The 24,108-nt window shown below is 37.1% G+C and carries 18 protein-coding genes; 10 read left to right on the top strand and 8 right to left on the bottom strand.

Annotated elements, in window-relative coordinates; translation table 11 throughout:
* Positions 1 to 38: 38 nt before the first annotated feature.
* From nirK to ACN5J7_RS01425, 3 genes are all read left to right on the top strand, one after another.
* Complete coding sequence (gene nirK / locus ACN5J7_RS01435; RefSeq protein ID WP_418602376.1) at positions 39 to 1,508, top strand: copper-containing nitrite reductase; 1,470 nt, start codon at positions 39 to 41, stop codon at positions 1,506 to 1,508.
* Positions 1,509 to 1,596: 88 nt separating this feature from the next.
* Entirely contained in the window at positions 1,597 to 2,316 is a 720-nt protein-coding gene (locus ACN5J7_RS01430) for a formylglycine-generating enzyme family protein (RefSeq protein WP_418602375.1), read from the top strand.
* Positions 2,313 to 3,032 carry an SCO family protein gene (locus ACN5J7_RS01425; RefSeq protein WP_418602374.1) on the top strand — a complete coding sequence of 240 codons (720 nt, stop codon included), beginning with the start codon at positions 2,313 to 2,315 and terminating at the stop codon, positions 3,030 to 3,032. Before ACN5J7_RS01430 ends, ACN5J7_RS01425 begins: the two co-directional genes overlap by 4 nt.
* Before the next feature lie 10 nt (positions 3,033 to 3,042).
* Here the strand turns inward: ACN5J7_RS01425 and ACN5J7_RS01420 are convergent, their stop codons facing one another.
* The 6 genes from ACN5J7_RS01420 to ACN5J7_RS01395 all read right to left on the bottom strand — a co-directional run bounded on the left by ACN5J7_RS01420 (position 3,043) and on the right by ACN5J7_RS01395 (position 7,477).
* On the bottom strand, positions 3,043 to 3,504 hold the full coding sequence (locus tag ACN5J7_RS01420; RefSeq protein ID WP_418602373.1) for a hemerythrin domain-containing protein: 462 nt from the start codon (positions 3,502 to 3,504) through the stop codon (positions 3,043 to 3,045).
* Complete coding sequence (locus ACN5J7_RS01415) at positions 3,476 to 4,687, bottom strand: hypothetical protein (protein ID WP_418602372.1); 1,212 nt, start codon at positions 4,685 to 4,687, stop codon at positions 3,476 to 3,478. Before ACN5J7_RS01415 ends, ACN5J7_RS01420 begins: the two co-directional genes overlap by 29 nt.
* Positions 4,688 to 4,834: 147 nt before the next feature.
* Positions 4,835 to 5,566, bottom strand: coding sequence for an iron-sulfur cluster repair di-iron protein (gene ric, locus ACN5J7_RS01410; RefSeq protein ID WP_418602371.1), 732 nt, complete (start codon positions 5,564 to 5,566; stop codon positions 4,835 to 4,837).
* Positions 5,567 to 5,616: 50 nt separating this feature from the next.
* A complete protein-coding gene (locus ACN5J7_RS01405; RefSeq protein WP_311937033.1) occupies positions 5,617 to 6,051 on the bottom strand; it encodes an Rrf2 family transcriptional regulator in 435 nt (144 codons plus the stop codon).
* Between the two features lie 62 nt (positions 6,052 to 6,113).
* Entirely contained in the window at positions 6,114 to 6,461 is a 348-nt protein-coding gene (locus ACN5J7_RS01400) for a hypothetical protein (protein WP_418602370.1), read from the bottom strand.
* 41 nt (positions 6,462 to 6,502) lie between these two features.
* Positions 6,503 to 7,477 carry a polyprenyl synthetase family protein gene (locus tag ACN5J7_RS01395; RefSeq protein ID WP_418602369.1) on the bottom strand — a complete coding sequence of 325 codons (975 nt, stop codon included), beginning with the start codon at positions 7,475 to 7,477 and terminating at the stop codon, positions 6,503 to 6,505.
* A gap of 125 nt (positions 7,478 to 7,602) precedes the next feature.
* Here ACN5J7_RS01395 and ACN5J7_RS01390 point away from each other — a divergent pair, with 125 nt between their 5' ends.
* From ACN5J7_RS01390 to ACN5J7_RS01375, 4 genes are all read left to right on the top strand, one after another.
* Positions 7,603 to 8,214 (top strand): TetR/AcrR family transcriptional regulator, encoded by a 612-nt coding sequence (locus tag ACN5J7_RS01390; protein WP_418602368.1) that lies wholly within the window; start codon positions 7,603 to 7,605, stop codon positions 8,212 to 8,214.
* Positions 8,211 to 9,548, top strand: a complete 1,338-nt coding sequence (locus tag ACN5J7_RS01385) for a TolC family protein (protein ID WP_418602367.1) — start codon at positions 8,211 to 8,213, stop codon at positions 9,546 to 9,548. The genes ACN5J7_RS01390 and ACN5J7_RS01385 overlap by 4 nt, the downstream gene beginning before the upstream one ends.
* Before the next feature lie 26 nt (positions 9,549 to 9,574).
* Complete coding sequence (locus ACN5J7_RS01380; RefSeq protein ID WP_418602366.1) at positions 9,575 to 10,747, top strand: efflux RND transporter periplasmic adaptor subunit; 1,173 nt, start codon at positions 9,575 to 9,577, stop codon at positions 10,745 to 10,747.
* A gap of 88 nt (positions 10,748 to 10,835) precedes the next feature.
* Entirely contained in the window at positions 10,836 to 14,366 is a 3,531-nt protein-coding gene (locus tag ACN5J7_RS01375; protein ID WP_418602365.1) for an efflux RND transporter permease subunit, read from the top strand.
* Positions 14,367 to 14,473: 107 nt separating this feature from the next.
* On the opposite strand, the gene ACN5J7_RS01370 is transcribed toward ACN5J7_RS01375, so the two are convergent.
* Together ACN5J7_RS01370 and ACN5J7_RS01365 are read right to left on the bottom strand one after the other, a co-directional pair.
* On the bottom strand, positions 14,474 to 17,053 hold the full coding sequence (locus ACN5J7_RS01370) for a prolyl oligopeptidase family serine peptidase (protein WP_418602364.1): 2,580 nt from the start codon (positions 17,051 to 17,053) through the stop codon (positions 14,474 to 14,476).
* A 179-nt stretch (positions 17,054 to 17,232) separates the two neighbouring features.
* Entirely contained in the window at positions 17,233 to 19,860 is a 2,628-nt protein-coding gene (locus ACN5J7_RS01365; protein WP_418602363.1) for a TonB-dependent receptor, read from the bottom strand.
* Between the two features lie 201 nt (positions 19,861 to 20,061).
* Here ACN5J7_RS01365 and aspS point away from each other — a divergent pair, with 201 nt between their 5' ends.
* Genes aspS through ACN5J7_RS01350 form a run of 3 tightly spaced genes read left to right on the top strand, consistent with a single transcriptional unit; the run spans position 20,062 to position 23,901 of the window.
* Positions 20,062 to 21,816, top strand: coding sequence for an aspartate--tRNA ligase (aspS, locus tag ACN5J7_RS01360; RefSeq protein WP_418602362.1), 1,755 nt, complete (start codon positions 20,062 to 20,064; stop codon positions 21,814 to 21,816).
* Positions 21,817 to 21,862: 46 nt separating this feature from the next.
* On the top strand, positions 21,863 to 23,665 hold the full coding sequence (locus ACN5J7_RS01355; protein ID WP_311937009.1) for a chloride channel protein: 1,803 nt from the start codon (positions 21,863 to 21,865) through the stop codon (positions 23,663 to 23,665).
* Complete coding sequence (locus ACN5J7_RS01350; RefSeq protein WP_311937006.1) at positions 23,665 to 23,901, top strand: hypothetical protein; 237 nt, start codon at positions 23,665 to 23,667, stop codon at positions 23,899 to 23,901. The genes ACN5J7_RS01355 and ACN5J7_RS01350 overlap by 1 nt, the downstream gene beginning before the upstream one ends.
* The last annotated feature ends 207 nt before the right edge of the window (positions 23,902 to 24,108 follow it).

Genomic DNA, 24,108 nt, shown 5'->3' with positions numbered 1-24,108 from the left:
TCCTAATTACCAATCACAACTAACTAATAGAATATTTTATGAAAACTGACCAAGAATTATTTAAAAGGAGTCCATTCTGGATTTTTTTAAGTTTAGTTACTTCTAGTTTTATTTTTATTTCTTGCATTAATAGCGAGGAAAAGGTTTATGAAAATGCTGCAGATATTCCAACGGGATATGAAATGCAAGCAGAATTAACAGCTCCTCCTAATGTCCCAAGAGGCGTGGGAAGAAGAAAAGCCAAAAAGCTAATTGTTAATATGGAAATTCTTGAACAAGAAGGAACCATGACAGATGGAACAACCTACATGTACTGGACATTTGGAGGTTCGGTACCAGGAAGTTTTATTAGAACACGCGTTGGTGACGAGGTAGAATTTACACTATCAAACCATCCAGATAATAAATTGCCACATAATATAGATTTACATGCTGTTACTGGTCCAGGAGGTGGTGCCGAGTCTTCTTTTGTTGCTCCTGGCTACGAAAAAACATTCTCATTTAAAACATTAAACCCAGGCCTTTACGTATACCACTGTGCAACAGCACCAGTTGGAATGCACATTGCAAACGGTATGTATGGTCTTATCTTGGTAGAACCAGAGGGTGGTTTACCTCAAGTAGATAAGGAATATTATATAATGCAAGGAGATTTTTACACCAAAGGAAAAAATGGCGAAAGAGGATTACAACCGTTTGACATGCAAAAAGCAGTTGATGAAAAAGCAGACTACGTAGTGTTTAATGGACGTGTTGGCGCATTAACAGGTGATAACGCTATTACAGCTAAAGTTGGAGAAACTGTTAGACTTTATGTAGGTAACGGAGGACCAAACTTAGTATCATCTTTCCATGTTATTGGTGAAATATTTGACAAAGTATATGTTGAAGGAGGAGATTTAATTAATGAAAACATCCAAACAACACTAATCCCTGCTGGAGGAGCTGCCATAGTAGAATTTAGAGTTGATGTACCTGGTTCACTAGTATTGGTAGACCACTCTATTTTCAGAGCATTTAACAAAGGGGCTTTAGGAATACTTAAAGTAGAAGGTGAAGAGAATAAGAAAATTTATTCAGGTGAAATTCGCGAAGGGATTTATTTGCCTGAAGGTCCTGGCATTCAAGAAATGCCTACAACTGACGAAATTGTAGAATCTAAAACACATGCTAAATCATTTGAGGAGCAAATGAAATATGGCAAACAAGTGTATATGCAGACCTGTTTTGCTTGTCACCAATCGGAAGGCCAAGGTATTCCAAAGGCGTTTCCTCCATTGGCAAAATCAGATTACTTAAATGCTGATGTTAATCGTGCTATCGATATTGTTGTTAATGGTTTGTCTGGAGAGATTACTGTAAATGGTGAAAAATACAACAGTGTAATGACTAGGCAAATGATTTCATCTGAAGAGGTTGCAAATGTATTAACATACGTTTACAACAGTTGGGGCAACTCTAAAAAAGTGGTTACCAAAGAAATGGTTGATAAAGTTAAAAACCGATAATAATAAAAACATGAATTTTAGCCAAGTCTTTAGATTATTGTTTGTTTTAGTGGTCTTTCAAACAACATTGCAAGCTCAAACTAAAGACATGGCTTTCATTGAAGGAAGTAGATATATTCCCTTATACGGAAGAGACTCAACAGTAGTTGAAGTGAAAGATTTTGAAATGGATATTTATCCTGTTTCCAATTCCCAATATTTAGAATTTGTAAAAAAGTTTCCAAAATGGCAAAAATCAAAAGTCATCAGATTATTTGCTGACAAGAGTTATTTAGCCAATTGGGAAACCGACTTTAAGCTTAAAGATTCTGAAAAATCTAACAGTCCAATTACCTATGTGTCTTGGTTTGCAGCCAAAGCCTATTGCGAATGTCAAGGTAAACGCTTACCTACGGTTGATGAATGGGAATATGTAGCTATGGCAGACCAAACAACCAAAGATGCACGTGTTAAAGAAACCTATAACCAACAAATATTAGCTTGGTACGAAGCCACACGATCTAACGAAAACAATATTGGTCAAACTCCAAAAAATGTTTGGGGCGTTTATGATTTACATGGTTTGGTTTGGGAGTGGACATTGGATTTTAATTCTGTCTTAATTAGTGGAGAATCACGTAAAGACACAGATAAAGATAACAATTTATTCTGCGGAAGCGCTTCTGTAAACACTACAGATTTAATGAACTATGCTGCTTTTATGCGCTATGCCATTCGTGGTAGCTTGAAAGCGAAATATTCTATGAAAAATTTAGGATTCAGATGTGTTAAAGACATTAAAATAGAAAGCAAAGAAGAAAGCAAATGAAACATATTAAAATATTACTTTCTGTAGTCGTATTACTTTTAGTAACAACGTCTTGCAATTCAGAAAAATCAAATAAAACACAAGACACATTAGCCGTTTATCAATGTCCTATGCAATGCGAAGGGGATAAAACATATAGCGAAAACGTAAGTTGCCCAATTTGTAAAATGGATTTAAAACTTATTGATGAAAAATCTTCAAAAACATTAAATGATTTCGAAATTTCAGATGAATCTATTTTTAATTTAAACACAAAATGGAATACAGAAGAAGGTAAGGCCATTCAATTAAAAGATTTAAAGGGAAAAAATTTAGTAATGGTTATGATTTACACATCTTGTAAAGCTGCTTGTCCAAGACTAGTTGCAGATATGCGCAATATTGAAGCTAAAATCCCAAAGGAAAAACTAAAAGATTTAAATTTTGTTCTGGTTAGTATAGATCCGAAAATAGATAATCCAAAACGTTTAAAAGCTTTTGCCATTGAAAACAAAATGGATGATGAACATTGGACATTCTTGCAAGGTTCAGAAAGTGGTGTTCGTGAATTTGCCAATGTACTCGCCATGAAATACAAACAAATTTCACCTATAGATTTTTCACACTCCAACATTATAAGTGTATTTAATTCTGATGGCGAGCTTGTTCACCAACAAGAAGGTTTGGGTGTTGATAATAAAGAAACTGTGCAATACATTCTTCAGTTAACAAAATAAAATATAATTTCTATCGCCAAAATTCATCAACCAGATTATCCTCGAATTTTTCCGGTTGATGAATTTTTTCAATTTGAAGCATTTGTCCTTCAGTCGCTACTTTTTGAATTTCAGGAAAAAGCACGCGCTCTTCAAAACGGATATGTTTGTCCAGTTCCTCTTCTATTTTACTCAACGTTTTAGCATCATCATCCGTTTCAGCAAACAATCGTTTTATACGTCTGTGATCTGCCAATGCTTTTTTTATCAATTCGTTATTCTGCTCTAAAATGGGGAAAATGTGGGCTTCTTCCATATCAAAATGCGGAATTAAATGTTGTTTAAAAAACCAATCGGCATAAACCCTTATACGTTTTGGTTCAATATTTTTGCTAAATCCTGAGCGTATTTTCCAAGACAAAAGCAATCCGTGATGATGCTCTCTGCTTAGGGGTTGCAAAGCTTTATGTCGTTTTTGCGGTTTGTGTTGCATAATTTTTTTGAGTTATAATATTGTATAATAAAAAACCAATTCCTAAGGGTAATAATATGCTAAAAAGAAAAAGCAAAAGGTAATAATTTGGCACTATGTCGTTACCAAAGTAAAACATAACACCCTGAATTGCAAGCAATAATTCTGTTAAAACAAATCCTGAAATAAAAGCATAGATACCCACATAAAGGCTTTTGGTGTAAGTTACCAATGGGCTTTGTAAAATAAATAAAAACAAAAAGCCGGTAATAACACCAAGCATTAAAAGGTGAATAAACCCAACAACCAAGTTACGGTGTGTGTACACTATTTGCGAAAACTCGGGGAACAAGGCCAATAACTGCAAACCTATTTTTAAAACAAAGCAACATATTGAAAACCAATATAAATGGATAACCAGTTTTGGCTGTTGTTTTAATACCGTTGAAAATTTGGGTTGTATCAATTTTAAAAAATAGTAACCCATTAAAAGCTGCAATATGGTGCCCAAACCATTACAATAAAGCAACAAATTATGGGGTGCGAACCATTGGATTGGCAATGCTAAAGTAAGTACGGTTGATGCGACCAATAGTTTGAAAAACCGTCTAAACAGCTTTGAGTCTTCAACCTGAAAGACATGAAAAAATACGGCTATTACAGCTATTAAAAACCAACCGTTAAACTGAAAATGCAAAAAAAACTGTATCGCAATTTGATAAAAGGCCGATGCCTGCCCCAACATGGAAACCGCGGGCCCCAAACACCAAACCCCAATGGTGGATAATACCATAAACGCCAACGCTATTTTAAGCAAATACTGCGTTGCTACAGATGCTGTTTTATGATGCTTCCAAACCAAGTACACAAAATAATAACTGCACAAAATGTGTAAGGTTGAAAATGTAATGGAAACCGCGGCATAGCCTTGAAACGGAAAACTTAACAGCATACCAATAACCGCAATTTCAGTAAGCCAGAACAAACGTGTAAAAATGGGTTTTTTATCTGGAATAAAATAATGAACAATTAATGCAAACAACATTAAATACACCCAACCTAACATAGCAACGTGCGAATGTGCGTGGGTTAAAAAGCGATAATTTACACCAATATCCCCTACAAAAGCGTAGCGCAATGCCAATCCCATTAAGGCTGCGATTAAAAAATTAATCAAACAAACAACAGTAAATTTTTTAACCATTTTTGGCGTTTTGCTTTTCCGACTTTAAAATTACCAAAATAAAATGCTTTTTACTTCTAAACTAATTTTAAACAAAAATCCCGGAATGTTTTAGGGAAAACTTTCCAGGATTTTCTAATAGACCTAAGTCATTGTTAAAGCTTGCTATTAATCAAATTGTTGTTCTAGCTTTATAGCCTTAGGGAATAGAATATTGTTTTCTAAATGAATGTGCAGGTGTAAATCTTGTTCAAATTCCTCCAACATCGCATAGGTTACTCGGTATGTGTTGCACGCATCTGCTGGCGGGTTATAATCATTTGTAAGTGCTGCAATTTCTCTAAAACGCTCGCCTTCGTTATCGTGCTCTTGCATCATCATTGCAATGGGGTTTTCAACAGTTCCGAATTGTGGCGATTGTACAGCGCCTTGGCTTAATGTTGCCGAAACCATCTTTTTTACAAAAGGAAATAATATAAGTTCCTCTTTTTTCATGTGTGCGGCCAACTCGCCTGCCGATGCTGTAAATAGTTCGTTTACCTTAAATAATTCTGGGTGACGCTCGCCATGAACGCGACATAATTTATCTAAAAACTGACGTAATACAGGAATTTTTTCTTCTACATAACGGTGGTGTTTCTTCTCGATATAATCAATCAGTAAATCTAACGGCCACGATTTGTAGTCAATAGATTCGCCTCCTTTATTGTTTAAAACGCTATGTAACTCGTCCAATAAAACATTGCTATCTATCCCCTTTTTTTCGCAAGCTTCATTGATACTTCGGTTGCCGTTGCAGCAAAAATCTATTTTGTATTTCGAAAAAACAGCTGCTGTTCTATAATCTTCGGCTACAAATTGCCCTATTTGTTTTTCTGAATCTTTTTGTAATGTTACCATGATTAATTGTTTATTTCGGATAATTTTATCCTATTTATATTCAAATTTTTTTAAACCTTTAAAAACGAAGCACCCGATTTTATATTAAGTGCCAATTCCTCTAAACTTGTGTTTTCCAACATATGCTTTAAACCGTCTCGAATAGCTTTAAACTTATCGTGCACCGGACACGGATGCGCTTCGTCGCATTTATGCAAACCCAAACCACAGCCGTTGTAAATGGAATCGCCATCAATGGCTTTTACAATTTGGTTAAGTTTAATAGTTGCAATTTTATCCCTGCTAATCTCAAAACCGCCATAAGCTCCTTTTATAGAGTTTATTATATCATGTTTTACCAAGGCCTGTAAAATTTTGGCTGTAAATGCTTGTGGAGAATCTATTTCCATTGCAATTTCTTTGGGGCTTACACGTTTGCCTTCAAATGAATTTGTTGCAATAAAAATGGATGCTTTTATACCATATTCACAAGCTTTAGAAAACATATTATCGTTTTTATTTGGTGCAAATATATAGCATTATTTTAATTAGGACAAATTTATCTTAATTAAAATTTATTTTTATACCACACTTTTTGCCATTCGCGTTTTAAGATTAGAAACGATACGTCTTCAGATAGTTTAAGAATATCTTCCCCATCCAAGGCTTTTACTTGTTTTTCTGAAACATCAACAATATAAAGCAGGTTTAAATACGAGGTAAATTTTTCTTGAATGAGTTTATAAACGGTTTCGTGGAGTAATAATTTTAAGCTTGATGGTAAGATGTCTTCGTGAAAATCCAAATCGATATTGGCCAGTAAAAAATCCTTATTGAGCTGTTTTATCAATTTATGATACAAATCGGATTGACTCGCTTCTTCAATCAATGCTTCGAACGTTGTTGGTAATTGCATAAGTTAGATTTCCGTCTTCGCGGAAATAAAAAATTAATTATTTATACATCTCTGTTCATTAAGCTCGTTCCAAAGTTTTTTAAAAGCACCTTTTTATCATCAGAAATATGTAAAGCCTCCAAAACCAGAAAGGCTTTTTTCGTATACGCTTCAATAGCTTTTTTCGTGGCTTCGGCGGAACCTGTCGATTTAAAAATTTCCTTTACAAGTGCTACTTTATTTTCGGGTGCATCAAAATTATTGGAAAATAGTTTTTGTAATTCCGCCCTCTGGGTTTCGTTTGAAAATTCAAGCGCTTTTATGTATAAATAGGTTTTTTTGTTTTCAATAATATCGCCACCAACCTGTTTGCCAAAAGTTTCCGGATTGCCAAAAGCATCTAAATAGTCGTCTTGCAATTGAAATGCGATACCCAAATTTTTACCAAACTCGTAAATGTTATTCTGATCTTCCGCGGAAGCGTTTGAAACAATAGCGCCCATTTTCATGGCAGCACCAACCAAAACAGCGGTTTTATATTCAATCATTTTTAAATAGGCTGCAACGGTTACATCGTCCCTAGTTTCAAAATCGATATCGTACTGCTGGCCTTCGCAAACTTCTAAAGCCGTTTTACTGAACAATTTTGCCAAAGCTTGAAAAATATTGGCTTCATAGTTTTCAAAGAGTTGGTACGCCATAATTAACATGGCATCGCCCGAGAGGATGCCCGTATTTACATCCCACTTTTCGTGTACTGTTTTTTGTCCGCGGCGCAAGGGCGCATCGTCCATAATATCGTCGTGCACCAAAGAAAAATTATGGAACACCTCAATACTTAAAGCCGCGGGCAATGCTTTTTTATAATCGTTGCTAAAAATATCGGCAGTCATTAAGGTTAAAACCGGACGCAACCTTTTGCCTCCTAAATTGAGGATATACTTAATGGGATTGTATAATGTTTGAGGTTCTTTTACCGTTGAGTAATTATCTAAAAACCCAACAAACTCTGTTCTGTATTTTTCTATAAGATGCATCGCGCAAAAATAGCGTAATTCATCATAATTAAAAATTTGCGTGTAAAGGATATGTTAAAAAAATATTAAAACTTTGGAAACTTTTTTGGTTTTTAAAGTTTCCTATTGTAGTTTTGCCACCTATTATGAGAGAAAAAATATTACTAGGCGCAACGGATTTGTTTTTAAACTACGGGTTTAAAAGCGTGACCATGGACGATATCGCCAATGCTTTGGGCGTGTCTAAAAAAACCATTTATCAGCATTTTCAAAACAAAACAAAACTGGTTGAGGCCACTACCCTTGACTTATTTCATTCTATTTCTTGTGGCATTGACCATATTTGCTCGTTGGACAAAAACCCGATAGAAGAAATTTACAGTATTAAAAAGTTTGTTATGGAGCATTTAAAAGATGAAAAATCGTCTCCACAATACCAGTTGCAAAAATACTATCCAAAAATATTTAATGCGCTAAAAAACAAACAGTTTGAAATTATGCAAACCTGTGTTGTTAGCAATTTAAACAAAGGCATAAATCAAGGTTTATACAGAGACACCATTCATGTTGATTTTATAGCAAGATTGTATTTTAATACCATGGTAGCCATTAAAGACAAGGATTTGTTTCCGCTTAAAACATTTTCAATGGATATGCTCATGAACAACTATTTAGAATACCACTTACGGGGCATTTGCACACCAAAAGGACTCGAAATATTAAACCAATTAACAACAACAAATCAATCATCAAAATGAAAAGCAAACTTATAATTATTTTTAGTTTATGCTGTTCTATCACCCTGTTTTCGCAGGAGAATGCACTTAGTTTTTCTTTACAAGAAGCTATAGATTATGCCATAGAAAACAACAGAACCTCTAAAATCGCAGCCCTGGATATTGAAGCTGCAAAAAAACAAAAATGGGAAACCACCACCATTGGGTTGCCGCAAATAAGTGCCAATATAGATTATAACAGTTGGCTTAAACAGCAGGTATCTTTAATTCCTGCAGAGTTTTTTGGCGGTAACGTAGGCGAATTTGCCGAGGTTGCTTTTGGTACAAAACAAACCATGAATGGCACCGTGATTTTAGAACAATTAATTTTTGACGGTTCTTATTTAGTTGGACTGCAATCGGCTAAAGTGTTTTTGGAAATCTCGAAAAACGCTAAGAAAAAAACCGATTTGGAAGTTAGAAAAGCCGTTATTAATGCTTACGGAAACGTACTTCTTGCCGAAGAAAGTGTAAATATTTTAGAACGCAATATTTCCGTTTTAAAGAAAAACCTCAACGAAACCACAAAAATATACGAAAACGGATTGGGCGACGAAGAAAGTGTCGAACAACTGCAAATCACACTTTCCGGTATAGAAAGCCAGTTAAACAATACCTCTCGATTAAAAACCCTAGCTTATCAAATGCTGAATATAACGTTGGGAACCGAATTAAATGCCAACACCATACTCACCGATAATTTACAAACCCTAACAGCACAAAACATTGTTCTGGAATTGCTTAACGCTGAAGAAAATATTGAAAACACCATTGATTATAAAATTTCCAAAAACGATGAAAGAGCAAAAGAACTGCTTGTTAAATTAGAGCAAAGTAAAGCGCTGCCCACTTTAAGGGGATTTGTTAATGCGGGCTATTCGGGCAACAATCAGGATTTTGATTTTTTAAAGAGCGACCAAAAGTGGTTTGGCTCATCATTATTGGGCGTAAGCATGAACATTCCTATTTTTAGTTCGGGAGGAAGAAGTGCCGCAACACAACGCGCTAAAATAAACCTTGAAAAAGCCAAGGAAACGCTTACCGAAACCGAACAAAAAATAAAGCTTCAAATCGCATCGGCAAAAAGCGATTACCAATTTGCGATTGAAGATTACGATAATAAAAAACAAAATTTAAACCTCGCCGAACGTATCGAACAAAAAAACCAAACCAAGTTTTTTGAGGGTATTGCCTCCAGTTTCGAACTGAGACAAGCCCAAACCCAACTATACTCGGCACAACAGGAATTTTTACAAGCCATGCTCGATGTCATCAATAAAAAAGCAGCGCTTGAAACAGCATTAAATCAAATATAACAATCAATCAAAAAAAACACTAAACCATGAAATATATCTATTCATTACTCATCGTTACGCTTCTTATAACCTCTTGCGGAGAAGGTAAAAAGCAATCTGTTGAAAAAGCCATCGAATCGGGGAACTTAGAAACAATGCGTTTAAAACGTGCCGAAATTGTTGCCCAACAACAACAAATAGCCTCACAATTAAAACAATTGGACGATAAAATTGCGGTATTGGACACCACAAAAAAAGTGCCTTTAATTACAACCTTTAAAGCCAAACACGAGGTATTTACGCATTATTTGGAATTACAGGGCAGTGTTAACACCAAAAAGCTTTTAGTGTTATATCCCGAATACAGCGGCATCCTTACCAAAGTTTATGTAAAAGAAGGCCAATCGGTTAACAAAGGACAAACATTGGCTAAAATTGATGATGGCGGCTTGAACCAACAATTGGCCCAGGCCGAAATTCAAACCGCTTTATCCAAAACAACCTTTGAGCGTCAAGAGCGTTTATGGAATCAAAAAATTGGTAGCGAAATTCAATATCTACAAGCAAAATCCAATTACGAAGCTCAGGCTAAAGCCGTGAATCAAATCAAGCAACAATTGGCCAAAACCGTTGTGAGAGCACCATTTTCGGGAACTATTGACGATGTTATAACAGACCAAGGCAGCGTTGTTGGCGCCGGCCAAACACCACTTATGCGTATTGTAAATCTTGACGATATGTATATTGAAACCGATGTGCCAGAAAGCTATATTACCAATGTTACCGTAAACAAAAATGTAAAAGTAGAATTCCCCGTTTTAGGTAAATCCATTGATGCCAAAATAAGACAAGCGGGAAACTTTATTAATCCTGCAAACCGAACATTTAAAATAGAAGTGGCAGTGCCAAATAAAGACAAAAGCATAAAACCCAATTTAACAGCCAAACTTAAAATTAACGATTATACTAACGAGAACGCTTTATTAATTCCGCTAAGTATTATTTCAGAAAATGCCAATGGCGAGCAATACATTTACGTGGTAAATAATAAAAACGGTAATAACGAAGGTGTTGCCGAACGTGTTTTTATTGAAACCGGCAAAACCCAAGGCGATGTTATTGAAATTCTTTCGGGCATAAACGATGGCAGTGAAATTGTTAACGAAGGTGCACGAAGCGTTAAAGACGGGCAAGAAGTAAAAATTCTAACACTTCAATAAGTTAGTAGCTACTACTAATGTTTAAAAACGCTAAGTTGTTTAACGCATAATAACCTTCGACTGCGCTCAGGGTAAAAAACTATCAATCATGACTAAAAACACAAAAAACAATAAAACAGATAAGGAGTTCGGGTTGTCATCATGGGCAATTAACAACAAAACTACCATGTATGTTTTAATTTTGCTCATTTTAATTTTGGGTGCCGGTGCCTATTTTAAAATGCCTCGGGAAAGCTTTCCTGAAGTTAAAGAAACTAAAATCTACATCAGTTCCATTTACCCCGGAAACACTGCCGAAGATATTGAAAAACTTATCACCGACCCGATTGAAGACCGCCTAAAAACGGTAAGCAATGTGGTTGAAATAACCTCAACATCGCAAGAAGATTACTCTATTGTGATAGTTGAGTTTGATGAAAACATTTCGGTTGAAGCTGCAAAGCAAAAAGTAAAAGACGAGGTCGACTCTGAAAAATCAGGTGAAGATTGGCCAACATTCAATAATGCCAAGGTTGAACCCAATGTGTTCGATTTGAGCATGTCTGAAGAAATCCCCATTTTAAACATCAACATTTCGGGAGATTATCCTGTAGACAAATTAAAAGAATACGGCGAATATCTTGAAGATGAAATTGAAAGCCTGCAGGAAATAAAGCAGGTCGATATTCGTGGCGCTCAAGACAAAGAAGTTGAAGTAGCTGTTGATATTTATAAAATGATGGCTGCCCAAGTCAGTTTTGACGATATTATCAATACCATCAGCAGAGAAAACATGACCATGTCGGCTGGTAATTTAATATCCAGCGGACAGCGCCGTACCATTAGGATTATAGGCGAAATAAGCAACCCAAACCAATTGGAGGATTTTGTTGTTAAGTCGGAGAACAATAACCCCATCTATTTAAAAGATGTGGCAATCGTTACCTTCAAAGACGAAGATAAAACCACCTATGCCCGAGAATTTGGCAACCCTGTTGTGATGCTCGATGTAAAAAAACGCGCCGGAAAAAACATGGTGGCTGCTGCCGAACAAATAGACCTTATGGTAAAAGAGGCCATAGAAAATGTTTTTCCACCAGATTTAAAAGTGTCCATTTCAAACGATCAATCATCAAAAACCATTGGTCAAGTAGACGATTTGGTTAATAATATCATATTTGGTATCATTCTCGTTGTTACCGTTTTAATGTTCTTTTTAGGTTTTAAAAACGCATTGTTTGTCGGGTTTGCCATTCCCATGTCCATGTTTATGTCGCTCATGATTTTAAACATGTTAGGCTATACCATGAACACCATGATTCTTTTTGGGCTTATCATGGGACTCGGTATGTTGGTTGATAACGGTATTGTGGTTGTGGAAAACGTGTACCGATTAATGTCTGAAGGTATGCCGAGAATTGAGGCCGCTAAAAAAGGCATTGGCGAAATCGCTTTTCCTATAATTATTTCTACAGCTACTACCGTGGCGGCATTTATTCCTTTAGGCTTGTGGCCCGGGGTAATGGGTGAATTTATGATTTATTTCCCGGTTACACTGTCAGTGGTATTAGGCTCATCGCTATTTGTTGCCATTTTCTTTAACTCGGTAATGGTTTCGCAATTTATGACTACAGAAGACAAGAATATGCCCTTACAACAAATCGTTAAAATTTCAATAATATTTGGTGTTATCGGGCTTTTGGTTGTTTTGGTTGGCGGAAGTTATAGAGGCCTGGGCACATTAATGTTGATAACCGTTTTAATGCTTTGGATTTACAGGTTATTTTTAAGAAGATGGGCCAACAAATTTCAAAATAACACATTGCCAAAATGGGAGCGTATTTATGAGAAATCGCTGCGTTATGCTTTAAGCGATAAAAAGCCAATTTTAATAACCGTTGCAACTGTAGTATTGCTTTTTGTGGCGTTTATAGGCTTTGGTGCTTCTATTGGAAGTAAACGTACCAAAGTTGAGTTTTTTCCGGATAATACGCCCAATCAAATTATTGTTTATATTGAATATCCCGAAGGCACCGACATTAAAAAGACGAATGCCATAACCAAAGATATCGAAGAGCGCGTTTATAAGATTATAAATGACGAAGCTTATATGGATAACGGTTACAATTTCTTAACTGAAAGTGCCGTATCTCAAGTGGGCGAAGGCGCAGGAAACCCTATGACTGATGGCGGTTCTGCGGCCGAAATGCCCCATCGTGGTAAAATTACTGCCACTATGCGCGAATATAAATTTAGAAGAGGTGCAGATAGTAACGAGCTTCTTAAAAAAGTGCAAGAAGATTTAAAAGGCATTTATCCCGGTGTTGCCATTTCGGTAGAAAAGGATGTTGCTGGCCCTCCTGCCGGTTATCCTATAAATTTAGAACTTAAAGGTGACGATTATTCTAAACTGATCACAACCGCTGAAAAAATGCGCGATTTTATCAACACGAAAAACATTCAGGGAATCGACGAGTTAAAAATTGATGTCAATAAATCCAAACCCACCATGCAGGTTATTGTGGACAGAAAAAAAGCGGGTGAATTGGGCGTTAATGCCGGACAAGTTGGGCAGCAATTGCGTAACTCCATTTTTGGCTCTAAAGCGGGTATCTATAAAAAGGATGGTGAAGACTACGATATTTACGTGCGCTTTAATAAAGAAAACAGGTATAACACCAGCGCCATTTTTAATCAAAAAATAACCTTTAGGGATATGGCATCCGGCCAAATAAAGGAAATTCCCGTTTCTGCTATCGCTAATCACAGCAACAGCTCAGGCTACAGTGCCATAAAACATAGAGATATTAACCGTGTGGTAACACTTTACTCTGCGTTGGCACCGGGCTATGTAGATGCTGGGGCTATTGTAGCTCAAATTCAAAACGAGATGAAAAGTTTTACTGAAAAACCAGATGACGTAAAAATCGATTATACCGGACAAATTGAAGAACAAGAAAAACAACAAGACTTTTTAAACGGAGCGTTTCTTACTGGCTTAGGACTTATATTTTTCATTTTAATATTCCAATTTAATTCGATTTCAAAACCCGGAATTATAATGCTCGCCATATTTTTAAGCCTCATTGGTGTTTTTGGAGGCATCGTTATCACGGGCGCTTCATTTGTAATAATGATGACCATGATGGGTATCATTTCGCTCGCCGGTATTGTGGTAAACAATGGTGTTGTACTGCTCGATTACACCCAACTTTTAATAGACCGAAAGAAATTTGAACAGGGATTGGAAGACGATCAATATCTAGATAAAAACGAACTTATCGAAGTTATCGTAAAAGGTGGTAAAGCACGTTTACGCCCCGTTTTACTTACGGCCATCACAACCATTTTAGGATTGATTCCGTTGGCAACGGGCTTAAACATAAACTTCTTTACATTATTTAGCGACTTTGATGCTGACATTTATATTGGTGGTGATAATGTGATTTTCTGGGGACCATTGGCCAAAACCGTTATTTACGGCTTATTGATCGCTACGTTTTTAACATTAATTGTTGTTCCTATTTTATTCTATTTAGTTACAAAACTTAAAATGTGGTTGTATAAAGATAGGGTTTTTACGAATGAAGACCTTATACCACAAGAAGTGATTAATAATGAAAACCGAATAGAAGATTAATTTTAATTGACGACTAATTCAATTAATAACAGAACTCCAGAATTTCTTATCGGAAACTCTGGAGTTTTTTTATTTTTTAAAAGCAGTATCTTATCAATTGCATTGGATTAACGCCATTCAAAATCTCCGGTTTCAACCGACCAATCGTTTCCAAAGAAACCTGCACTCTTTACGGCCGGCATACCGTTTAGCAATACCTCATCATCAAAAAGCAAAACATCGGGAAATGTGGTACCGTTAACCAAATAGTGGTTCATATAGGCGGCTTTCATGCCTTTGCTGCCCGTTGCGGTAACCACACCAACACTGGCTATATCGCTGTCTTTCCTGGGCACAATAAAATACATGCCCCATTGGTTGCCAAATAATAACTTGCCATTAAAATTCACACCGTAATCTTTCACCTGAATTGGGCAATCTTTTAAAAGTTTGTTCCACGCCGTGTTATTATCGGCGTTTCCGTAAATCACAACATTTCTATCGGCATATTTCTTTAAAGAAAAATCGACATCCTTTACCATTTCAATATGTCCGTTGGCACGATACCAAAACGTTTCGGCATCAAAACGCGCCCTGTTGTAATACCATTCGTTTTCTGTGGGCGTGCCATTTGTAGCGTAAACAAACACCACGTTATTTCTAAAAGCATCTTTAAAACCGCCGTTTCTATGTGGGCCTTTTTCTTTTAAACTCGGTGCTTGGGTAATTTGCCACGCACCATTCACCATCTTAAAAAATACGCTTTTATCGTTTTGGATTTTTATTGAATTCCCATCAATTTCAATATTGGTTGCGGCATCGTTTAAAGCTGAAAAATCAACTTCAATAACCGCCACATTATCGGTATGTAATTTATAGCCATCTTCTTTTGAAAACTTAAAAGAGCTGGTTACAAAAGGTTGGTCTTGCTGATGAATGGTTATAAAATGAGAAGTGGCAGAAACCCCCGGCGAACCTGTGAAAAATTCATATTTTTTTATATCGGTGGCTTCTTTGATGCTGCGTTGTTTGAAAAAATCGAAAATAGGTTCCCAATCCACACTATGGTTACCATACCAATGTGTTCCATCTGGATATTCGTAATAGGTGAAATCCGGATGGAATTTACCCAAACGTTCGCGCATATCGCGCGCAATAGCGGTTGGCACCACATTATCAATTTCGCCGTGCAAAACATATACACCGTGATGCAAATAATTGCGAATAAGTTGTAAGGTTCTGCTAGGTGTTCCCGCTCTGTGAATTATGTTTTCCATAGCCGTTGGTACGTGTTCTGCAGTGAGACGCTCCAATATTTTTGGACTAATCCCAAACCGTTCCAATTGCGCTTCGGTCATATTTAACATTCTACTTGTAAATCCGCCTCTGTACAAAAGCAAATCCGGATATCCGGCACAAGGCGCGATGGCCGCAAAATGATCAGGGTAAGTGGCGCCCAAATACCAGGTGCCGTGACCGCCCATAGAGTGCCCCGTTAAATATATTTTTTTGCTGTTGGGTATGTAAATAGTTTTCGCATCTGCTAAAACCTCGAGCGCATCTAAACGCCCCCAATCTTCCCACGCAAAACCAAAAGGACGACGATTGGTTGGCGCAATTAAGTTGCCCCAATCTTTTTTCGCATAAGCATTGGCTTGGTTTACAGCCTCAACCGAAGCCCCGTGTACCGATAAAAACAAGGCGCCGTTTTCTAAATTTTTATTGCTAGACGGCGCGACGCTGTAATATTGAATGCTGCCATCCACATTGCTTTTAAGGGTGCGTTTATGGTGGGTATGCTTAGATTTTATTTCAATTTGAATGGTATTCGTGTTTACTAATGCGCCGTTTTTTGCATTCAAACTTAATTTTAAATCGGCTTTTCCCAATTGATTTCCATCTGAAACGGAAGCTATTTTAAAAGGTACTTTTTGAACGCTTAAAGGTGGCATGTTTGGGATTTGATGCGATAGCGATACACCGTTAATCTCAGAAGTAATCGTATGGTTTTCAACCCAATTATCAGAAGTATTTATTATTCTGATAGCGCCCAAATAGGTTTTGTCTTCTTCAACCAAAAGGTCGGGCAAGGTCACATCTCGGGTGGTAAATTGAACTGGCGTTTGAGGGTCAATCAATCGGGCTCTGATTCTTGGGAATCGCCCTACTTTCAACACGAATTTATTTAGTCCTTTTTTTAATTTTAACGGAATTAAATTCCATCCGAAATCATAATGATCGCCCTCGTGAGGCAATCCGTTAATTAAAACGAGCGAATGCCCCGAGGCTTCAAAAAGCACCGTTTTTTCGGTATCGGATTGATAGCTTAAATACACATAACTAGACCTTAAATTACTGTCGTTAAAACTATTTGTAGTGTCTGTTGCAATGGTTTTCCACATTAACTGCTTGCCTGTAAAATCAATATCAAAAACATCATCGTTTTCAGGCTCGTAATTGGGCTGCATTAAAAACCGACTAAAAACCTGATCTTTAGGAAATGAGGATGAGTTAAACCTAAAATTCTGAATTTTTAAAGCTAATCCCGTTTTAAAAACGTGCAAAAGCTTGCCTTCTTTTATGTCGTTTACTTTTTCTTTTCCAAAGTATTCAACAATATTTCCCGTACGTTGTTGGGCTATTAAAGTTGATGACCCAATCATCACAAATAATAGAATGATTCTAATTTTAATCTTGGTTAGCTGCATTACAAATCGATTTAAATTTTCAATAAAATTAGGCATTTAATTTCATCTAAAAACATTTTTCGACCAACAACAATCACGCGCCTTTGAATAGATTAATTTGCAGCACCATGCTTAATAAAAAAACCCAGAGTTCGCACTCTGGGTTTTTAAGGTATTTTAAATTTAGATTTTAATTAATATTAAAACCTGTAGTTTAATCCTACGCTATAGTTTGTTCCCAATTGTCCAAGTTGCTGCACTTCTGATGAGTAAACAAATCTACTTCCCGCCTGTGCCGTTCCTGTAGAGGCTAAAGTTACATCTGGGTACACGTCAAAAATATTATTAATAATGCCGGTAATACTCAGCTTATCGGTAAAATTATAGCTTACACTTAAGTCTGTTGCCAATTTAGACGATAAAGCTTGATCGTTTGCCGGCCCATTTGGAGAGGTTATGGTAACCTTTCCAAACAAAGTGTTGTAAAGCCCAATATCTACTTTTTCAGACTCGTAGTCCAAACCTAAAATAAATTTTGATTTTGGTCTTGCACTTGTAATTAAACCCTTTTCTATTCGGGCAAAAATATCGTATCCGTTTTGCGCTAAAGCATCTGGCGTATTAATGGCATCAATAGTTGTTTTATTGAAATTTGCCGCTAAATTAGCATGTAATTTACCCGATCCTAAATCCATGTTTCTGTAGTTGATAATAAAATCGGCACCCGTAGTTTTGGTGTCTCCGGCGTTTATAAAGAACTGAACGGCAACAACACCGTTATCTTCAAGAATTTGTTCAACTGGATTTGTTGTTGTATCGTCTGAATCTGAACCAATCTGAGAAGAAAACAACACCCGGTCATCTACTTTTATACTGTAAAAATCTAAAGATGCTGAAAAGTTTCTATCGAACTTATAAGTAATACCTGCAGCTAAATTTTTAGATGTTTCCGCAAATAAATTAGGAACGCCTAAAGCCTCAACAGCTGGATTATTATTTGCCAAAGTACCTTGTAATAGTGGTTCTGGTGAACTCGCAACAATAATATACTGGCTATTTGTTAAGTGACGTTGGTGCAATGTAGGCGCTCTGAACCCGGTACTATAGGATGCTCTTAAAGCCCCTTTGTCGCCCAGTTTTTGACGGCCAAATATTTTCCATGAGAAGTTATCCCCAAAATCGGAGAAATCTTCGTAACGACCTGCAATACCCAACAATAAAGCGTCAGACACATCAAAATCCAATCCTATATATGCTGCGAAGTTATTTCTATCCCATTCGCCAGCTTCTTCCGGTTTAACACCCGCAAAAGAATCGGAACCAGCCCCGTAATACGATAACGGATTGCCTTCTCTAGCTTCAAACTTTTCTTTCTTATATTCCAAACCAAAAGACCCACTAACCATATCGGAAAAAACTTTTGAGAAATCTAAATTCCCAATCACATTACTCAAGCTATAACCACCTGGTTTAAACGTCCTTGGCGATGTGCCATTATCGGCCAAATAATCTCTGTTTACCGAATTGTTAACCGTATAATCTACACTGTTCTTCCCAAAAGTTATACTGGCATCAGCACGCCAATCGTTCCCTAAATCCATATCTAAACCTGCTACGTTTAAATGGTCTTTTATTCTTGCTTCAAAGGAAGGTTGATATCCCTGAAAATCTTCGGGTGCGGTAATAAAGCCTGCATCTGCAACATCGCGTCTCCAATAAGGTGCTCTATAATACGCAAAACTGCGCCCTGTGCGTAAGGTATATCCATGGAATGAATAGAACTCGGAATGCTCTCCAACGGGATGTGACATATTTACAAAAACATCGCCTTTCTCCAAATCTGGTTGGCCTACGTGCATTCCTAAATCCGGAGTGTTTTGAGCCCATGCAATCTCGTTTGGCCTTGCATCACCGGGCAAATCGGCAACCCCCGGGGTTCCGGCTCTATTGGTTAATTCTTGATTGTAATAACCCAAAGTTAAGTTTATAAAACCGCCTTCTCCAAACCCAAGTGTTGTATTGAAGTCTGTCGCAAAGTTAAATCCGTCACCTTCTGAAGTCACCCCAGTTTTGGCCGTAAATGTAGAAAACTGTGCATCTTTTTTTAACACCATGTTAATTACGCCAGCAATAGCATCAGATCCATATTGGGCGGATGCACCATCGCGTAAGATTTCCACACGCTCAATGGCCGCCGTTGGAATACTTTTTAAATCTATGCCCACCTCTCCTTTTCCGGGTGTTCTATTTAAAAATACTTGGGCACTTTGGTTTTTTCGTTTGCCATTTATTAAAACTAAGGTTCTACTTGGACCCAACCCACGTAAATCCGCCGGATCATAATGTGCTGTTGCATCAGAAATAGCTTGATTTTGTGCATTAAACGATGGTACTTTAAACGTTAGCATCGCTTCAATGGTTGGCTGTCCACCACTTGTTAATTCTTCTACTCCAATGTTATCAATAGGAACAGGTGAATCTAAAATGGTTCTAGGTTTTGCTCTGTTACCTAAAAGAACAACCTCATCTAAGGCAACACCAGCGTGCATGGAAACATTTAACGTGCTTCCTGTTACTACAATCTCTTGGGTTTCAAAGCCAACATAAGAAAAAATAAGGGTGTCTCCATTATTAGCGCTAATGGAATAATTGCCATCAAAATCGGTTGTTGTACCTGTTGAAGACCCTTTTACAATTACGGAAACTCCTGGTAACGGCTGTGATGCATCATCAGTAACGGTACCAGAAACTTCTTGTGATTCAGAATAATTAAATGCCCCTGACAGCATTAAAATCAAAATCAATTTAAGATTTAATAATTTGCTCATAATTTCAGTTTTTAAATTAGTTCCGCTAAATATCCAAATAAAATGCGAAAATCCCATAAAAACATTAAAAAAAATATCATTAACTTATTATTTTAATAAATTTTTTAACAAAAACCTAAAATCAAACTGACTGAAATATTTACCAAAAACGCTATACTAAAAAGCAATATCTTCCTAAATTTGCACATCAATTTCACTACCATGTACAGAAGTCATAATTGTGGCGAATTAAACGCCTCGCATATAAATACAGAAGTCACCCTTGCAGGTTGGGTACAAAAATCTCGAGACAAAGGATTTATTGTTTGGGTCGATTTACGCGACCGCTACGGCATTACGCAATTGGTTTTTGATGAGGAACGTACATCGAGAGAACTTCTGGAACAAGCTCAAAATTTAGGTCGCGAGTTTGTTATTCAGGTTAAAGGAACCGTTATAGAACGCGCTTCGAAAAACCCTAAAATGCCTACGGGCGATATTGAGGTTTTAGTATCCGAATTGCATATTTTAAACGAATCCAAATTACCGCCGTTTACTATTGAAGACAAAACCGATGGCGGCGAAGATTTACGAATGAAATATCGTTATCTCGATATTCGCCGTAACCCTGTAAAAGACAATTTGATTTTTAGAGCCAAAGTAACGCAAGAGGTTCGTAATTATCTTTCAAAAGAAGGTTTTATAGAAGTTGAAACGCCTTATTTAATAAAGTCAACGCCAGAAGGTGCTCGTGATTTTGTGGTGCCAAGCCGAATGAACGAAGGTGAGTTTTACGCATTGCCACAATCGCCTCAAACTTTTAAGCAATTGCTAATGGTTGGCGGCATGGACAAATATTTTCAGATTGTAAAATGTTTTAGGGATGAAGATTTACGTGCCGATAGACAGCCTGAATTCACACAAATAGATTGTGAAATGGCGTTTATCGAGCAGGAAGATATTTTGAATGCTTTTGAAGGCTTAACACGTCATTTATTAAAAGAAATTAATGGTGTTGAAGTTGATAAATTCCCGCGACTGCTTTACGATGATGCGATGCGTTTATACGGAAACGATAAGCCTGATATCCGTTTCGGAATGGAATTTGGCGAGTTAAACGGCGTTGCACAACATAAAGATTTTAGTGTTTTTAATACGGCCGAATTGGTTGTTGGTATCGCCGTTCCCGGAGGAAACAGTTATACAAGAAAAGAAATAGATAAATTAATTGATTGGGTAAGGCGTCCGCAAGTTGGCGCTTTGGGTATGGTTTACTGCCGTTGTAACGACGATGGGACTTATAAATCTTCAGTCGATAAATTTTACTCCCAAGACGATTTAGCAATATGGGCAGAGGCGACTGGAGCAAAAGCGGGCGATTTAATTTGTGTGCTTTCCGGCGAAACAAACAAAGTACGCGCCCAATTAAGCGCGCTGCGCATGGAATTGGCCGAACGTTTGGATTTAAGAGACCCTAAAGTTTTCGCACCGCTTTGGGTGATTGATTTTCCCTTATTGGAATTAGACGAAGAAACAGGGCATTACCATGCGATGCACCATCCGTTTACATCGCCAAAACCCGGACAAATAGAATTATTGGATTCCAAACCAGGCGAAGTAAAAGCCAATGCTTACGATTTGGTTTTAAACGGAAATGAAATTGGTGGCGGCTCCATTCGTATTCACGATAAAACAACCCAAGCCATTATGTTGAAACATTTAGGGTTTTCCGAAGAAGAAGCCAAAGCACAATTTGGGTTTTTAATGGATGCTTTTGAATATGGTGCGCCACCACACGGCGGACTAGCTTTTGGTTTAGACCGATTGGTAGCTATTTTAGGCGGACAAGAAACCATTCGTGATTTTATTGCCTTCCCAAAAAACAACTCGGGACGCGATGTTATGATTGATGCGCCTGCACCAATCGACGATGAACAACTTGAAGAATTAAGCTTAAAACTTAATTTAAAATCATAAGAATTAAAATCCTGCTCATTGCAGGATTTTTTAGTAGTTTTATAAAATGCCAATACCCTCTTTATTAAAGCGTATACATGTTTGGAGATATAAATATATATCTCCAAAAAATTTCGTATTCATTCTAAGCATCATTGTGGGTTTATTGGCTGGTTTAGCAGCGGTAATACTAAAAAACATAACGTATGCCATTCAAGCGCTTTTAGAAAAAGGCATCATTTCCTCAGAGAATCAGCTCTATTTTATTTTGCCTATTGTCGGTCTGCTTTTAGTCTATATCATTAAACATTATTTTTTTAAAAAAGTAATGAAACCCGCGACACCTACTTTTGTTAAAAGAGCTATTCCCTCGTTGCTTTATTCGCTATTAAGACAAAAAGGATTACTGTCGTACAAACTAATATACCACCCTTTAATAATGGCGCCCCTAACCGTTGGTTTTGGTGGTTCGGTTGGGTTGTTGGGACCTGCCATAACATCTGGTTCTGCAATAAGTTCCAACCTAAGTAGACTGCTTCACATAGACCGAAAAACTCGCACATTGCTAATTGCTTGCGCCACGGCCGGAGCTATGGCCTCTATGTTTAAATCGCCTATTGCAGCCATCGTTTTTGCTGTTGAAGTGTTTAGTCTAAATTTAACCTTTACCTCGTTATTGCCATTATTAATTGCATCCATATCGTCTGTACTAACGTCTTATTTCTTTTTGGGTGATGAAGTACTTTTTAATTTCGACCTCACCGATAAATTCACCATTAATGATACTCTTTTCTATATTGCATTGGGTATCGGAACAGGAATAGCCTCTTTATATTTCACCAAAATTTACTTTGCCGTTTACAACTTTTTCGATCAGTTTAAATCGCGATTGGTAAGGTTGGTTATTGGCGGAATAATTATTGGTATCATGCTGTATTTTATTCCGCCTCTTTACGGTGAGGGTTTAAGTTTTACTAAAGATCTTTTTGACGGCAACCATCTGCACGCTTTGGGCTCAACTTTTTTCGATGAATATTTAGACAATATATGGGTCGTTATAGTATTGCTAATAGGCTTTACCCTATTTAAAGTTATTGCAATGACTACCACATTTGCAGCAGGTGGTGTTGGAGGTGTTATTGTACCAACCATGGTTATGGGAAGTGCTTTGGGCAACGTTGTGGCAAAAGTTATTAATAATATTGGCATGGGCTATCAAGTGTCCGAATCCAACTTTACTTTGGTAGGCATGGCAGGACTTATTGCCGGTGTAATTCACGCGCCCTTAACGGCCATTTTTTTAATAGCTGAAATCACGGATGGTTACGAGTTGTTTATTCCGTTAATGATTACGGTTGCCATTTCGTATATGATTACCAAAAACTACATGGAACACACCATTTACACCCGAGAATTGGCAGAACGAGGCGACTTGCTAACTCATGATAAGGATAAAAACGTTTTGACTTTAATGAAGTTAGACCATGTAATTGAACAAAACTTTGTGGAGCTAAACCCAAATATGACCTTGGGCGTTATGCTACACAAAGGCGTAGCAAAATCCAGCAGAAATCTGTTTCCGGTTGTAGATGAACACAAACGATTGGTGGGCATTATACTTTTAGACAATATTAGGGATATTATGTTCGACCAAAGTTTGTATACCACCACTACCGTTGAAACCTTTATGCACTACCCGCCCGATTACATCGTATATGAAAAAGATAATATGCAAACTGTAATGAAAAAATTTCAGGATTCAGGCGCATGGAATTTACCGGTAATTAAAAACGGATGCTACTATGGTTTTGTATCGAAATCTAAATTACTCACAGCATACAGGCGCGAACTAATTAACAGCACAACCTAATGAAGTATATCATCATTTTCTTTTTAGTCGTATCAATAGGATTAATAACGAGTGGCTTTCTTTTAGAAACCGCCTATTCGCAACAGCTAATTGGCTTTGGTGTAGTTACCCTGTTTTTAATCGTATTCCCCTTGTTTTCATATTACCGTTGGAAAGACAAAAAAATTCAAGATTACATGCTCACCAAAGAAAATCTTGATAAAATGCGCGAGCGCGAAGGCGATAAACGCAAATAATTTGGGCGTTACCCGAAAGGGGTCGGGCTTTCCGCTATATCTTTTTAAAGCGTCATTGCGAGGACGAAGATAGCCTGCACTGAGCGCAGTCGAAGTGTGGCAATCTGTTAAATTTCAGTGCTTATCCAAAATCAATTCTTTTGTGCCTTTAAAAAGGATGCCGCATCAATCCCTAACGCGGAGTCAGTCCGCGGTAGTCCTTCATCA

The sequence above is a fragment of the Hwangdonia sp. genome (assembly GCF_048381975.1).
GTDB classification, from domain to species: Bacteria; Bacteroidota; Bacteroidia; order Flavobacteriales; family Flavobacteriaceae; genus Hwangdonia; species Hwangdonia seohaensis.
The sequence above is the reverse complement of the archived record's forward strand: the minus strand, read 5'-3'. Positions and strand labels throughout refer to the sequence as shown.